The 13,626-nt window shown below is 48.5% G+C and carries 14 protein-coding genes; all 14 read left to right on the top strand.

The genetic code is table 11. From position 1 onward, the window contains the following. Window positions 1–49 precede the first annotated feature (49 nt). The 14 genes from iscA to GZ78_RS25840 all read left to right on the top strand — a co-directional run bounded on the left by iscA (window position 50) and on the right by GZ78_RS25840 (window position 13,550). Window positions 50–373 (top strand): iron-sulfur cluster assembly protein IscA, encoded by a 324-nt coding sequence (gene iscA / locus GZ78_RS25905; protein WP_034842975.1) that lies wholly within the window; start codon window positions 50–52, stop codon window positions 371–373. Window positions 374–603: 230 nt separating this feature from the next. Further along, the gene (hscB, locus tag GZ78_RS25900; RefSeq protein ID WP_236631701.1) at window positions 604–1,146 is read left to right on the top strand and encodes a Fe-S protein assembly co-chaperone HscB; all 543 of its coding nucleotides are present in this window, start codon (window positions 604–606) and stop codon (window positions 1,144–1,146) included. A 9-nt stretch (window positions 1,147–1,155) separates the two neighbouring features. Next, complete coding sequence (hscA, locus tag GZ78_RS25895; RefSeq protein WP_034842969.1) at window positions 1,156–3,021, top strand: Fe-S protein assembly chaperone HscA; 1,866 nt, start codon at window positions 1,156–1,158, stop codon at window positions 3,019–3,021. A 2-nt stretch (window positions 3,022–3,023) separates the two neighbouring features. After that, a complete protein-coding gene (gene fdx / locus GZ78_RS25890; protein WP_034842966.1) occupies window positions 3,024–3,362 on the top strand; it encodes an ISC system 2Fe-2S type ferredoxin in 339 nt (112 codons plus the stop codon). A gap of 87 nt (window positions 3,363–3,449) precedes the next feature. Further along, the gene (iscX, locus tag GZ78_RS25885; protein WP_034842964.1) at window positions 3,450–3,644 is read left to right on the top strand and encodes a Fe-S cluster assembly protein IscX; all 195 of its coding nucleotides are present in this window, start codon (window positions 3,450–3,452) and stop codon (window positions 3,642–3,644) included. 177 nt (window positions 3,645–3,821) lie between these two features. Continuing rightward, window positions 3,822–4,253, top strand: a complete 432-nt coding sequence (ndk, locus tag GZ78_RS25880) for a nucleoside-diphosphate kinase (RefSeq protein WP_034842962.1) — start codon at window positions 3,822–3,824, stop codon at window positions 4,251–4,253. Window positions 4,254–4,477: 224 nt separating this feature from the next. Next, entirely contained in the window at window positions 4,478–5,626 is a 1,149-nt protein-coding gene (rlmN, locus tag GZ78_RS25875) for a 23S rRNA (adenine(2503)-C(2))-methyltransferase RlmN (RefSeq protein ID WP_051786569.1), read from the top strand. A gap of 521 nt (window positions 5,627–6,147) precedes the next feature. Next, window positions 6,148–6,906, top strand: coding sequence for a type IV pilus biogenesis/stability protein PilW (gene pilW, locus GZ78_RS25870; RefSeq protein WP_051786568.1), 759 nt, complete (start codon window positions 6,148–6,150; stop codon window positions 6,904–6,906). After that, window positions 6,896–7,855, top strand: coding sequence for a helix-turn-helix domain-containing protein (locus GZ78_RS25865; protein WP_034842958.1), 960 nt, complete (start codon window positions 6,896–6,898; stop codon window positions 7,853–7,855). Before pilW ends, GZ78_RS25865 begins: the two co-directional genes overlap by 11 nt. 367 nt (window positions 7,856–8,222) lie before the next feature. Continuing rightward, a complete protein-coding gene (gene hisS / locus GZ78_RS25860) occupies window positions 8,223–9,503 on the top strand; it encodes a histidine--tRNA ligase (RefSeq protein ID WP_201772807.1) in 1,281 nt (426 codons plus the stop codon). Between the two features lie 3 nt (window positions 9,504–9,506). Further along, complete coding sequence (locus GZ78_RS25855) at window positions 9,507–10,178, top strand: YfgM family protein (protein ID WP_034842953.1); 672 nt, start codon at window positions 9,507–9,509, stop codon at window positions 10,176–10,178. 3 nt (window positions 10,179–10,181) lie between these two features. Continuing rightward, window positions 10,182–11,336 carry an outer membrane protein assembly factor BamB gene (bamB, locus tag GZ78_RS25850; RefSeq protein WP_034842950.1) on the top strand — a complete coding sequence of 385 codons (1,155 nt, stop codon included), beginning with the start codon at window positions 10,182–10,184 and terminating at the stop codon, window positions 11,334–11,336. Between the two features lie 222 nt (window positions 11,337–11,558). Continuing rightward, entirely contained in the window at window positions 11,559–13,019 is a 1,461-nt protein-coding gene (der, locus tag GZ78_RS25845) for a ribosome biogenesis GTPase Der (protein WP_034843059.1), read from the top strand. A gap of 222 nt (window positions 13,020–13,241) precedes the next feature. Next, window positions 13,242–13,550, top strand: a complete 309-nt coding sequence (locus tag GZ78_RS25840) for a helix-turn-helix domain-containing protein (protein ID WP_034842947.1) — start codon at window positions 13,242–13,244, stop codon at window positions 13,548–13,550. Window positions 13,551–13,626 lie beyond the last annotated feature (76 nt).

Here is a 13,626-nt window from a genome sequence, read left to right as displayed (position 1 = left end):
TCGTGAATGATCTGATCTATTGGACTTATGTATTGAGTTGGAGTATCTCATGGCGATCACCATGACAGAAGCCGCAGCCCGGCATATAAGGGATCAACTGGAAAAACGCGGCAGGGGGGTTGGTATCCGTGTTGCGGTGCGCACCTCTGGCTGTTCGGGCATGGCTTATGTGCTGGAGTTCGTAGATGAGGCGTCAAATGATGAGCTGGCTTTCGAGAGTCAGGGCGTCAACATTTACTCTGACCAGAAAAGTCTGGTCTACCTTGACGGCACAGAGCTTGATTTTGTCAAGGAAGGGTTAAATGAAGGCTTTCAGTTTAACAACCCGAACGCATCCAGCGAGTGTGGTTGTGGTGAGAGCTTTAACGTTTGAACTCCGACGTACAGTGAGATACATGCAGCTTGAGCCCGCTCGTATTTGAATACGCTTAAAAAGTCTTTCGTCACTCAGGTGATGAAGGACTTTTTGTCGTTGAAAGGTAGGAGTGCTGACCGCTCTTGGCCAGTTTTCCAGGCTGCGAAGCAGAATAACTACCGGGATATCTGTTGCTGTTCATCAGGCAGCGTTGTTCCGGCCTCCACTCATTCGGAATGTCCGGTATCGTGGTCGATTTAACTAAGAATTTTTTCGAACTGTTTCAGTTGCCTGTCGAGTTTCAGGTCAATCAGGCGTTGTTATCCGAGCGGTATCGTGAGCTGCAGAAGTCAGTTCATCCTGACCGTTTTGCGGGTGAGGGTGAGCGACAACAGAGGATCGCAGTCCAATATGCGGCCTATGTTAATGAAGGGCTTGAAACCCTGAAATCACCCCTTAAACGTGCACTCTACCTGCTGGAACTGGCGGGTCACCCCGTTGATCTGGAGAATAATACGGTGATGGATACCGTATTTCTGATGGAGCAAATGGAGCTGAGGGAAGCTGTCAGCGAAGTGCGTGAGCATCAGGACCCGGAGGCAGAACTGGATCGGCTGATGGCTCAGGTGGATCAATCCGTCACTGATTATCAGAATGATTTTGCATTCCTTTGGCAAAAAGGGGATGAGGCTTCTCTTAAGCAGGCTTCGGCTGTCGTTCAAAAAATGCAATTTATGGTAAAGCTGTCTAACGAACTGGAACAGCTGGAATCCGAGCTCCTGGATGATTGAGAATCGAATATGGCACTTCTTCAGATATCTGAACCCGGGCTGGCTCCGGAACCTCATCAGCAAAAACGTGCAGTAGGCATTGATCTGGGTACTACCAATTCATTGGTGGCAACGGTCAGGTCTGGTTCTGCAGAAACACTGCCAGATTATGATGGTCAGCACATCCTGCCTTCTATTGTGCGGTATTCAGAACAGGGCGTGGAGGTTGGTTTGGTCGCCAAGCCTCACGTAATTGACGATTCTTTCAATACTATCGTTTCTATCAAACGATTGATGGGGCGTGGTCTGGAAGATGTTAATACGTTGGGCGAAGTGATGCCTTATCACTTTGTTCAGTCAGAAAGCAGCATGCCTTTGATTGAAACCCGTCGCGGTGCAGTCAGTCCGGTTGAAGTGTCTGCTGAGATTTTGCGTGCTCTGGCTGAGCGCGCCAGAGACAGTCTTGGTGGTGAGCTGGATGGTGCGGTTATAACTGTGCCGGCATACTTTGATGACGCTCAGCGTCAGGCAACCAAAGATGCAGCAAAACTCGCAGGTTTGCACGTTTATCGTCTTTTAAATGAGCCTACTGCTGCGGCAGTTGCCTATGGTCTGGATGAAGGGACTGAAGGTGTTATTGCTGTTTATGATCTGGGAGGGGGGACGTTTGATATCTCTGTTCTAAGATTGCAAAAAGGTGTGTTTGAAGTCATGGCGACCGGTGGTGATACAGCGCTGGGTGGTGATGACTTTGATAAGGAGGTGGCTCAATGGATTCTGGAATGTGCTTCTGTTGCTGAAAGCGACCTGGATAGTGGCAGCCACAGGGCTGTCATGATAGAAGCCTGTCGTGTAAAAGAAGCCCTGACGAATGCTGACAATGTTGAAGTAACGTTTAATGGTTGGCAGGGGGAGTTGTCACGCGTTCAGTTTAATGAATTAGTTAAGCCTCTGGTCACCAGAACCATCAGATCTTTCAAGCGCGCTCTGCGTGATGCGGGTATCAAGGCGGAAGAAATTCACGAAGTGGTCATGGTGGGTGGTTCTACCCGTGTACCTTTGGTTCGTGAATCGGTCGCTGAATTCTCCGGTAAAAACCCTTTGACGTCCATTGATCCGGATCGGGTTGTAGCCATTGGAGCGGCTCAGCAGGCCAACGTCCTGGCAGGAAACAAGTCTGCCGAAGATATGTTGCTGTTGGATGTGATTCCTCTGTCCCTTGGCCTTGAGACAATGGGCGGGCTGATGGAAAAAGTGATCCATAGAAACACAACAATCCCTGTGAGCAGGGCCCAGGAGTTCACTACTTACAAGGATGGTCAGACTGCTATGGCTATTCAGGTGCTTCAGGGAGAGCGTGAGCTGGTAAGTGATAATCGTTCGCTGGCGCGCTTTGAATTGAGAGGTATTCCGCCTCTGCCAGCAGGTGCCGCCAAGATCCGTGTAACGTTTCAAGTTGACGCTGATGGTCTGTTGGATGTTTCGGCCGAAGAAATGGCGACGGGTGTCAAAAGCAGTGTGCAGGTTAAGCCCTCTTATGGTCTGACTGATGATGAAATTGCTCGCATGCTGAAAGAATCCATGACCAGTGCTGAAGAAGATCGGGATGCCAGGAAGCTGCGAGAGCAGGAAGTTGAGGCTGATCGTCTGGTGGAGGCTCTGGATACGGCGCTCAAGGCAGATGGGCGTGAACTGTTAAGTGAAGATGAGTTTAACCGGCTGGTGGCTGACCTTGAAAACCTGGGCGAAGTGAAACGTTCGGGCAGTGCAGAGGCAATCAAGCTGGAAATTGAACGTATCAGCAAGGCTAGTGATGAGTTTGCTGCCCGTCGAATGAATTCGGGTATTCGTAAAGCACTCTCGGGTCACAAGATTGACGAATTCAAGGAGTCCTGAAAATGCCGCAGATCGTATTTCTGCCCCACGATGAAATTTGTCCGGAAGGGGCTGTGATTGAGGTAGAGCCGGGTGTGACGGTGTGTGATGCCGCTCTGGCTAACGGTATTGAGATTGAGCATGCCTGCGAAAAATCCTGTGCCTGTACGACCTGTCATGTGGTTGTTCGTGAAGGTTTTGACAGCATGGATGAGGCTGATGAGCTGGAAGAAGATTTGCTGGATAGAGCCTGGGGTTTGGAACCTGAGTCACGGTTGAGCTGTCAGTCGGTGGTTTCTGAAGAAAACCTGGTGGTAGAAATTCCAAAGTACACCATTAATCAGGTGTCAGAAAAGCACTGAATTCTGTTCGATTGGTAAAGAGGCTCTATGAGTCTCTTTTTTCTTATCTACTGTGTTGATTGTCATTTATAAGAAGGAAGAAAAGCTATGAGGTGGACAGACATCTACGATATTGCTGCTGAATTGGCTGATATTCACCCGAGTGTTGATCCCAAATTTGTTAACTTTGTCGATTTGAGAGCGTGGGTGATTGCTCTGGAAGATTTTGATGATAATCCGGAACGCTGTGGCGAAAAAATTCTGGAAGCTATTCAGGCGGCCTGGATTGAGGAAGTTGAATAGCGTCTTGAATCTTGATAGATGCGATCAGTTTTATCTTGGCTGATTTTGCGGATAAGACTGACAGTGGGATAGTGATCGTTTACAATGCGGCCCAAGCTCCCCCAATGACTGGTGGTAGCGCTATGAATTATAAACTTGACCCATTTTGGGCCAAAAAAAGAACGTTTGGAGAGTGTAATGGCCGTAGAGCGCACTTTGTCAATTATCAAGCCTGACGCTGTTGCTAAAAATGTCATTGGCGAGATTTATAGCCGATTTGAAAAAGCCGGCCTGAAGGTAGTTGGATCCCGCATGGTTCACCTGAGCCAAGAGAAAGCAGAAGGTTTTTATGCTGAGCATAAAGAGCGTCCTTTCTTTAAAGATCTGGTGGCATTCATGACTTCGGGTCCAGTAGTTGTATCTGTACTGGAAGGTGAAAACGCCGTAGCTCATCACCGTGATCTGATGGGTGCTACTAACCCTGCTGATGCAGCTGCCGGAACTATTCGTGCAGATTTTGCTCAGACTATTGATGAAAATGCTGTGCATGGTTCGGATTCTCCGACTTCTGCTGCCAGAGAAGTGTCCTACTTCTTTGAAGAAGCGGACGTTTGTCCTCGCACCAGATAATGACATGACAGGGTATACGTCCTGAACCGCAGGGTTCGGGCGTATGCCCTGTATTTTTATCTATGAAAATGCCGTGGCTATTGTGGTTTAATGGCGCTCAAATTTTTTATCATGAAAATGCAGCCATTTCAGGTGTGCATATATTTCCATATTCAGGAACCGTGCATTTCCGCCCCTTGGCTGTTGGGCGACATTTAACGCTCATGGCTTTTTGAGGTATTAAGATGTCAGAATTGATCACCGTAAGTGCTGAGACCGGTGAGGTTCAGAATACGCCAGTCAACCTGTTGGATCTGTCCCGCAGCAAGATGGTGGATTTTTTTCTCAGCATTGGTGAAAAGAAGTTTCGCGCCGAGCAGATGCTCAAGTGGATTCATCACTATGGCGTTGATAACTTTGATGAAATGACCAATATCAGCAAAACTCTGAAGCAGAAGCTGAAAGAAGTGGCTGAAGTTCGTGGGCCTGAAGTAGTCAGTAGTCAGTTTTCTGAAGACGGCACCTGTAAGTGGGTGGTCAGGGTAACCAGTGGCAGTTGTGTTGAGACTGTCTACATTCCGGACGGAAAGCGAGGCACTCTTTGTGTGTCTTCTCAGGCAGGGTGTTCTCTGGACTGTAGCTTCTGCTCTACCGGAAAACAGGGCTTTAACTCTGACCTGACGGTCGCGGAAATTATTGGTCAGGTCTGGATTGCTGCGCGTCATTTCAATAATGTGCCTGCCAAGAAGGATCGCTCTATCACCAATGTGGTGATGATGGGTATGGGTGAACCCCTGATGAACTTTGATAATGTCGTGGATGCCATGAATCTTATGATGGACGACCTCGGCTATGGTTTGTCAAAGCGAAGGGTGACACTAAGTACATCGGGTGTTGTTCCAGCTCTGCGCAAGCTGGGTGAGGTGACCGACGTGTCCCTGGCTGTATCTCTCCATGCTCCCAATGACGAATTACGAAATGTATTGGTACCTATCAATCGCAAATATCCTCTGGCTGAGCTGTTGGATGCGATAGACCAGTATATGAGCGGTCTTCCCGACAAGCGTGTTGTTACTATCGAGTACACATTGATGGCTGGTGTGAATGATCAGCCTGAGCATGCAACTCAGTTGACCCAGCTGTTGAAGAACGTTCCTTGTAAAATCAACCTGATTCCTTTTAATCCGTTTCCGCACTCTGGTTACGAGCGTCCAAGTAATAATGCGGTACGTCGTTTTCAGGAACAGTTGCAGGAAGCAGGTTTTAATGTAACTGTTCGCAGGACTCGTGGTGACGATATTGATGCCGCTTGTGGGCAGCTGGTGGGACAGGTTGCCGATAAAACACGAAGAAGTGAGCGTTATATCGCTGCTCGTCAGTCAGAGGCAGGCTGATTCAATCAGGCTTGAGCTGATCGTGTTGGCTGAAATATAGATGTCAGGGCCAGATTTCTGTGGCCTTGGCTATCCCGGTTCACTTAGTATGGTGATATTGAGGGAATGTGTTGGTGCTGGCGTGGTGAAATAGTCATGACGCTGTGCACTCGGAGCCTGTCGGACTTAAGGCAATTTCGGCCTGAAATCCAGAAAGAGCGGCCATCTTTTTCGTTGATTTTGCTTAAATAGGTCAACTATTCGCACAAATTCAACGAAAAAGCTGACTCACTCTACTGAATTTCATGCTCGAAAGCTTAAGTCCGACAGGCTCCTCGCAAAGATAGTTCCTGATCCAGAATGAAAATGAATTAATATTCCGTTACCAATCGCTGGAAATGACACTCTCTGGGCGCTGTCTGCTTATAGATAGTCTCCTGAGTAGTTAGCTCTATGAAGTACTGGCAAGTGATCTGCTGGAGTGGCGTTTTCCAAGTATAAATGTGCCAGATGATCAAAACGATTAAATGACGGGGAGAAGCATGATCGCAAAACTGAGAATCAGTGCAGTTTTGTTCAGTATCATCCTGAGTGGCTGTGTGGCGACCGGTGGACCTGAGCCTGTCAACGAGGGCGATGCCGTCCGTAGCTACCTGGAACTGGCCAGGGGATATGTACAACAAGGACTGACCGAAAATGCGGTCAAACCGATCAATCGGGCGTTGGAAATTCAACCCCGATCTGCAGATGCCTATGGCATGCTTGGGCTGGTTTATCAGCTCCAGGGAGAAGCCAGTCTGGCAGAAGAATCCTTTAAAAAAGCCCTGTCTCTGAACTCTGACTCTTCTGAAATACATAATAATTTTGGTGTTTTTCTATTCAGCCAGAACCGTCTGGCGGATGCCTATCGCGAATTTGAAAAAGCCGCTGAAGATGTGCGTTACGGCAGTCGAAGCCGAGCTTATGAAAATCTTGGGCTGGTGGCTTTGCGGCAAGGGCGATCATCTCTGGCAGCAGAGCATTTTGACAAAGCTCTGAAATTGAACAGTAATTTACCCCGTGCAAGTCTGGAATTAGCAGCAATACTTGAGGAGCAGGGCAGGTTTCGTGAAGCCTGGCAGTCCTATCAGGTCTTTACCCGCCTCTCTCGTCAGAATGAACGATCCCTGAAACTGGGGATTCGCCTGGCCAGAAATAATGGCGATCAGGATGCTGCAGCCAGTTATTCTTTGCAATTAGGGCGTTTATTCCCTTCTTCCACCGGAGAGGGAGTGCGGAGTAGAAGCGGTTATGAGTACTGATGAGCGAAACAGTCAGAAAGGCCAGGAGACGGCTTCAGAAGCCTCTCCAGGTCAGGTACTGGAAGCGGCAAGGCTTAAAACAGGTCTTTCTGTAGAAGAGGCGGCCGACCGGCTTAAGGTGCCAGAGTCCTACATACTGGCTATTGAGCATAATGAATTTGAAAAACTGCCAGGGCTGGTTTTTGCCCGGGGTTATGTCAGAAGTTATGCCCGAATTCTTGAGTTGGTAGATAATGAACTGGTTGATCACTTCGATCGTTTTACCGGAAATAGTGGCGTCGATACACCTCACTTGAAAGCCGGCGCACCAGTAACCAATCGCAGGCACATGTCTCCGGTTATAGCCTGGGGGGCGACTCTGCTCACCGTGATTCTGGTGGGGGCAGGCAGCTATTACGGATGGAACTCCGACAAGCGTGCGTCTTCAGAGTTAGAGATAACCTCACAGGAGCAAACTCCGGTGATCATTGAGCCTGAAAGTCCTTCTGAAGAAGAGCTTTTGCCTGCTCAAGCTGATTTTGACGAATCTGAAGTTGAAGTGATTGAGCCAGAGTTGGATTCAGAACTTGAGTCTCAAGTGGATTCGATGCCTGAAGAGGCAGAAGATCCAGGCCTGGCGGAATCGGTCAGTGCGGAAACAATTCTACCCCCTGAGACTCTGCAGGATACTACAGAGTCTCTCCCCAAGAATCGGGATTCTCTGGTCAGGTTGGCCATTCAGTTTGCTGAAGACTGCTGGGTTCAGATTAAGGATATGAGCGGCAATGCTCTTTATACCGATGTTCAGAAAGCCGGTACTCATCTGGAGTTGGAAGTACCTTCGTCTGTTCAGGTCCGGTTTGGTAATGTTAATGGGGTGGCTGATCTCAAGTTTGATGGCAGGGAAGTGGCGGTCAAAGTGCCTGAGCCTGGTCGCAAAGTAGCCAGCCTGTATTTGGATGCCAGTTGATTGATAACCTGTAGAGGTATCATCCCTAGGAGGCTGTCCGAGAATAGACAGTCCGGCCTAAAATCCAGAAAGAACGGCCATCTTTTCCACTGAATTTGCTTAAATAGGTCAACTATTCGCACAAATTCAGTGAAAAAGCTGACTCGTTCTACTGAATTTTATGCTCGGACGCTATTCTCGGTCAGCCTCCTAGTAGATTCATCGGCCATGTACTCATGGCTCCGGAAAAGTTATAGTTGGCGTTTTTGCCGTTGGAATAACCTTTTTGGTGCAGACTTGATGCCAGATCTATATGAAGGCTTCAGGCATTATCTGCCATAGTTATCTTCACCAGCGGCGACGTAGAGGATTGAGAGGACGTCAGAACTTGGCAAAGCAACTTCAAGCCATTCGCGGGATGAACGACATCCTGCCAGAATATAGTCCTGCCTGGCAGTATCTGGAATCCAGACTCCGCAACCTGATGGCGACCTACAGTTATCGTGAAATCAGGATGCCTGTCGTCGAGCCAAGCCCACTGTTCAGTCGTGGGATCGGTGCGGGTACGGATATCGTAGAAAAGGAAATGTATACCTTCGAAGACCGCAATGGCGAGAGCCTTTCGTTGCGTCCGGAAGGGACTGCTGGTTGTGTGCGTGCTGGTATTCAGCATGGTCTTCTTTATAACCAGACACAAAGATTGTGGACGATGGGACAGATGTTCCGTTACGAGCGTCCACAGAAAGGTCGCTATCGCCAGTTTCATCAGTTCAGTGTTGAAACTTTTGGTATGGCAGGCCCTGATATTGATGCAGAATTGATTTTGCTGACGGCTCGTCTCTGGAAAGAACTGGGTATTAATGAACATGTTCGCCTGGAGCTCAATACTCTGGGTACACTGGAAGCTCGAAAGCACTATCGTGAAGCGCTGGTTGAGTACTTATCCGGGTTCGAGCAGGAGCTGGATGAAGACAGTCGAAACCGGTTGTCTATCAACCCTTTGAGAATTCTTGATAGCAAGGACAAGCGTACTCAGGAAATTGTTGCTGATGCCCCGGTATTGCATGACTATCTGGATGCCGAGTCTGCTGAACATTTTGAAACACTGAAAAGCATCCTCGATGCGGCAGGTGTTCGCTATGTTGTAAATCCTCGTCTGGTTCGTGGGCTGGATTACTACAGTCGAACCGTGTTTGAATGGATAACAGACAGTCTTGGCGCACAAGGAACGGTCTGCGGTGGTGGCCGATACGATGCGCTGGTTGAATTGCTTGGTGGCAAGCCTACTCCAGCGGTTGGTTTTGCCATGGGACTCGAGCGTTTGGTATTGATGCTGGAAACACTGAACCTGATTCCTGAGTCGGTTCAGAAAACAGTTGATGTTGCGGTAGTGACTCGTGGTGATGGCGTGAGTGCCAAAGCTCTGCCTATGATTGAACAGATCAGAACGGGTCTGCCAGGTGTGCGCATTCAAGTGAATTGCGGTGGAGGTTTCAAAGGTCAGATGAAACGGGCCTTTAATAGCGGGGCTGATTATGCCTTCATCATTGGAGAAGATGAACTGGCCAATCAGACAGTATCCGTTAAACCTCTATTAACAGACGGTGAGCAGGAAAACATGGATATTTCTGCTGTGATTGAATTTTTGAAAAAGCGAATTCAGGAGTAAAGAGTGAGTCGCTCAGATGAAGAAGAAGTAGAACTGCTCAAAAATCTCTGGCAGGAATACGGCAAGCCCGTTGTTGCTGGTGTCGCTATTACGGTCGTAGCCATCTTTGGTTACAAGGCCTATCAGAAGAATCAGCTGGAAACAGCTGCGGCTTCGTCACAGCTTTATCAGAGTCTTCTGGATGCTACCCAGACAGCTCAGGGGCAGCCACTGTCAGATCAGCAGAAATCCACGGTGAAACATGTTGTGGAGACACTGCAATCTGATTATGAAAGCTCTCAGTATGCCGCTTTCGCTACTCTGTTTCAGGCTCGTGAACAGGTGATGGATAATGACCTCGAAGGTGCAAGGGCCTCTCTTGAGTGGGTTCTGGGTCAAAAGCCGGATCAGGAAGTAGAACTGCTGACTCGTGCCAGACTGGCCAGAGTGATGTTGAGTCAGTCTGCGGATAATGCTCAGGCAGCATTGGATGTTTTGGCTAAAGCCAAGTCAGAAGCTGGTTTTGTAGCGACCATTGAATCTGTTCGTGGTGATGCTTTCCTGGCCATGGGCCAGAAAGATAAAGCACGTGAATCCTATGAAAAGGCACTGGACGCTGCCCGTAACAACGGAGAGTCCCGGCCTCTGCTGCAGTTCAAATTGGACGATCTGGCAGCTAACGTAAAAGAGGGCTAATGGATGGAGAGGATAATCAGATCACTGTTGATCGTTTTCCTGGCACTGGGACTGGCTTCTTGTAGTTTGTTTTCCGGTGATGAGGAAGAAGTCCGAAAGCCAAAAACCCTGACTGAATTCAAACCGGATGTTGAGCTCAAAGAGGTCTGGTCCAAGGGAATCGGTAAAGGTGTTGAAGACAGTTATGAACGACTGGTGCCTTCTGTGTCAGGTGGCGTGATTTATGCTGTTGGTGCTCAGGGTAATGTAGTGGCTCTGAACCGTGAAACCGGTAAGGAAATCTGGAAGAAAGAGCTGGAATTACCTGTCGGTGGTGGTATTACAGCTGACTCCGGAATGCTGCTTCTGGGAACGTTGGACGGTCATGTCATTGCCTTGAAGGAAGAGGACGGCAGTCAGCTTTGGAAAGCCAGAGTCAGCAGTGAAGTGATTTCTTCTCCACAAACCAATGGTCGTGTTGTTCTGGTGCAGAGCATTGACGATACCATCACCGCTCTGGATGCTGAAACCGGCAAAGCGCTCTGGAATCAGGAAAACCTGCAGCCAGCTCTGACATTGAGAGGGTCAAGTACTCCTCGTATTGAAGGTCAGGCGGTCTTTGTAGGGCTTTCCAACGGTGAAGCCAAAGCGTTCAGAATATCCGATGGAACTCCACTGTGGAACAGTCGTGTTTCCATTCCAAAAGGTTCTTCTGAACTGGAGAGGATGGTTGATATTAAGGCTGAGCCCCTAATCGTGGGAGATAATCTCTTTATGGTCAGCTTTCAGGGCAATGCTGCCGCTCTGGATATGTACAGTGGCCGGGTTCGCTGGACTCGTGAGCTATCCAGCTACAAATCGATTGCGGAAGGCTTCGGATCGCTCTATGTGACGGATGAAAGTAGCTATGTCAGCTCTCTGGATCAACGGAGTGGAGCGGTAAGCTGGAGGCAGGATCAGTTGGAATATCGTCTGGTGACGGCTCCTGCAACCTTTAGCAGTTATGTGGCAGTTGGTGACCTTGATGGTTATGTGCACTTGTTGTCTCAGGTAGACGGGGGTATGGCGGGCCGCTTTAAGGCGGGCTCTTCAGCCATTAAGGCGCCTCCTGTAGTCTCCGGAGATTACATGTATGTACTCAGTGCCAACGGTACATTGACTGCACTGAAACAAAAGTAAATTGCTGAATTAAATCGTTAGTTTGGCAAAGAATTAAAGCCGGGCTGAACCTCAGGGTTCAGCCCTTTTTCTGTTATTAGAATGCTAGGAATCGGGTCGGTTTCAGGTCGCAAGGTCTGAGCCAGGCAGATTCCGGGACAGACGGCTCCCTCTGAATTGGTCGTTTGTCTGAAACTGGCTAAAGCTTTGGGGGTATCCTATAGCCCCTGTGGAATGAAGTGTATGGTTCCTGTAATTGCCCTGGTGGGGCGTCCCAATGTCGGCAAGTCTACGCTGTTCAATCGATTGACTCGCTCTCGTGATGCTCTGGTTGCCAATGTGGCCGGTCTTACCCGTGATCGTAAATACGGGGAAGGCAGAATGGGCTCCAGGCCCTATATTGTTGTTGATACTGGTGGTATCAGTGGCGATGAAGAAGGTATAGATTCGGCTATGGCTGAGCAGTCGCTGACGGCTATCCAGGAGGCAGATATTGTTCTGTTTCTGGTGGATGCCAGGGCTGGACTGACCGCAGCAGACGAAATGATTGCTGCCCACCTTCGTAAACAAAACAAGCAATACCATCTGGTACTGAATAAGACTGATACAGTTGATGCTGATCAGGCAGAAGCAGACTTTGCTGTTCTCGGATTTGGTGAGGCTTTTCACATTGCCGCCGTTCATGGTCGTGGTGTCAAGGGCATGATCGAAGGCGTGCTCGAAGAAATCATGGGGCCTGAGACTGAGGAGTCTGAAGAAGATGAGTCAGAAGAGGACAAAGCCAGAGGCATCAAAATTGGTATTGTTGGACGACCGAATGTAGGTAAGTCAACACTGGTCAATCGTCTTCTGGGTGAAGAGCGTGTTGTGGTCTATGACCAGGCGGGCACTACTCGTGACAGTGTGTATATACCTTATGAGCGTTTTGGTAAGGATTACACCCTGATTGATACTGCAGGCGTCCGTCGTCGTGGGAAAGTGCATGAAGTGGCTGAAAAATTCTCAGTGATCAAAACCCTGCAGGCGATTGAAGATGCCAATGTTGTGGTTCTGGTCGTTGATGCCCGTGAAGGTATAGTGGAGCAGGATCTTCATCTTCTGGGCTTTGTACTGGAAGCTGGGCGTGCCGTAGTGATTGCCATTAACAAATGGGATGGCATGAAAGAAGAAGAGCGCAAAAAGGTGAAGGAGGAGCTTGGCAGAAGACTCGAATTCATTAATTTTGCTCGTATTCACATGATCTCTGCCAAGCACGGAACTAATGTCGGTCACCTTTATGAATCCATTGATGAAGCTTATGAATGTGCAACGCGTAAGCTGTCTACCAATCAGTTGACTCGAATTCTGGAAGATGCCACCAAAATTCATCAGCCGCCAATGGTTCGCAATCGTCGTATTAAGCTGAGATATTGTCATGCCGGTGCCATGAACCCTCCTACTATTATCATTCATGGTAATCAGACCGAGGAAGTTCCTGCTGCCTATAAGCGCTATCTGGAAAATACATTCAGGAAGGTGCTCAAAATTATGGGTACTCCTATTCGGATTGAGTTCCGTTCTTCAGAGAATCCTTATGCAGAACGCAAAGCGGTTCATAAGAAGAATCCGGGTGGAGAGCGCAAGGTGACTCATAAACGTCGAGTTATTGAGCTGAAAGGCAAGAAGAAAGACGATAAAAAGAAAAAGCAGAAATCCCGCCGATAAAGTTTCTGCTTAAGCGGATAAAAGGCCTCCGAATTGCAGCTCTGTGCTTCGGGGTTTTTTTATGCCTGGTCGAATTGTCATCTGGTAGACAAAAGAAGATCTGGCTGATTGGCGGAGAGTTTCTAATCACCCCTAGTACAAAAAAACAAATTACTTGTCTTATGACAATGCCAGAATTTCCCATTCTGGCATTCTTCCCTGACACAGTTCAGGACTTTATCCATGCCAGCTCGTTATCGCATACTCTTATCCCCCGCTGAGCAACAACAGCTCAAGGACATCATTCATCAAAACAACATTGCAAAACACAAACGCATTCACGCCCAAGTCATTTTGGCTTTGGACGAAAATGGATCAAAACTTACAGAGCTGCAAGTCAGTCAAACCTGTGGTGTCACAACAAAAACCGTGCAAAGAACTCGAAAGCGCTGTGTGCTTGAGGGGCTGGAAGTTGCTGTAAACAGCAAACGTAATGGTATAGCCCGCCCTCGAAAGCTCCAGGGAGTCCAGCAAGCCAGCAATTCCCGCTGACCATTAATAAATGTTCGATCCAATAGATTATTTTGATGCCATTTATTCGGGCCGAACAACACCCGACTGCTTAATC

Origin of the sequence: Endozoicomonas numazuensis, from assembly GCF_000722635.1 — a bacterium.
Taxonomy (GTDB): Bacteria; Pseudomonadota; Gammaproteobacteria; order Pseudomonadales; family Endozoicomonadaceae; genus Endozoicomonas_A; species Endozoicomonas_A numazuensis.
The sequence above is the reverse complement of the archived record's forward strand: the minus strand, read 5'-3'. Positions and strand labels throughout refer to the sequence as shown.

What these genes read in the sequence shown, in the direction of transcription:
- rlmN (WP_051786569.1), top strand. Translation starts at nt 4,478, where the DNA reads ATGTCAGAATTGATCACCGTAAGTGCTGAGACCGGTGAGGTTCAGAAT.
- ndk (WP_034842962.1), top strand. Translation starts at nt 3,822, where the DNA reads ATGGCCGTAGAGCGCACTTTGTCAATTATCAAGCCTGACGCTGTTGCT.
- iscX (WP_034842964.1), top strand. Translation starts at nt 3,450, where the DNA reads ATGAGGTGGACAGACATCTACGATATTGCTGCTGAATTGGCTGATATT.
- hscA (WP_034842969.1), top strand. Translation starts at nt 1,156, where the DNA reads ATGGCACTTCTTCAGATATCTGAACCCGGGCTGGCTCCGGAACCTCAT.
- GZ78_RS25865 (WP_034842958.1), top strand. Translation starts at nt 6,896, where the DNA reads ATGAGTACTGATGAGCGAAACAGTCAGAAAGGCCAGGAGACGGCTTCA.
- fdx (WP_034842966.1), top strand. Translation starts at nt 3,024, where the DNA reads ATGCCGCAGATCGTATTTCTGCCCCACGATGAAATTTGTCCGGAAGGG.
- GZ78_RS25840 (WP_034842947.1), top strand. Translation starts at nt 13,242, where the DNA reads ATGCCAGCTCGTTATCGCATACTCTTATCCCCCGCTGAGCAACAACAG.
- der (WP_034843059.1), top strand. Translation starts at nt 11,559, where the DNA reads ATGGTTCCTGTAATTGCCCTGGTGGGGCGTCCCAATGTCGGCAAGTCT.
- pilW (WP_051786568.1), top strand. Translation starts at nt 6,148, where the DNA reads ATGATCGCAAAACTGAGAATCAGTGCAGTTTTGTTCAGTATCATCCTG.
- iscA (WP_034842975.1), top strand. Translation starts at nt 50, where the DNA reads ATGGCGATCACCATGACAGAAGCCGCAGCCCGGCATATAAGGGATCAA.
- bamB (WP_034842950.1), top strand. Translation starts at nt 10,182, where the DNA reads ATGGAGAGGATAATCAGATCACTGTTGATCGTTTTCCTGGCACTGGGA.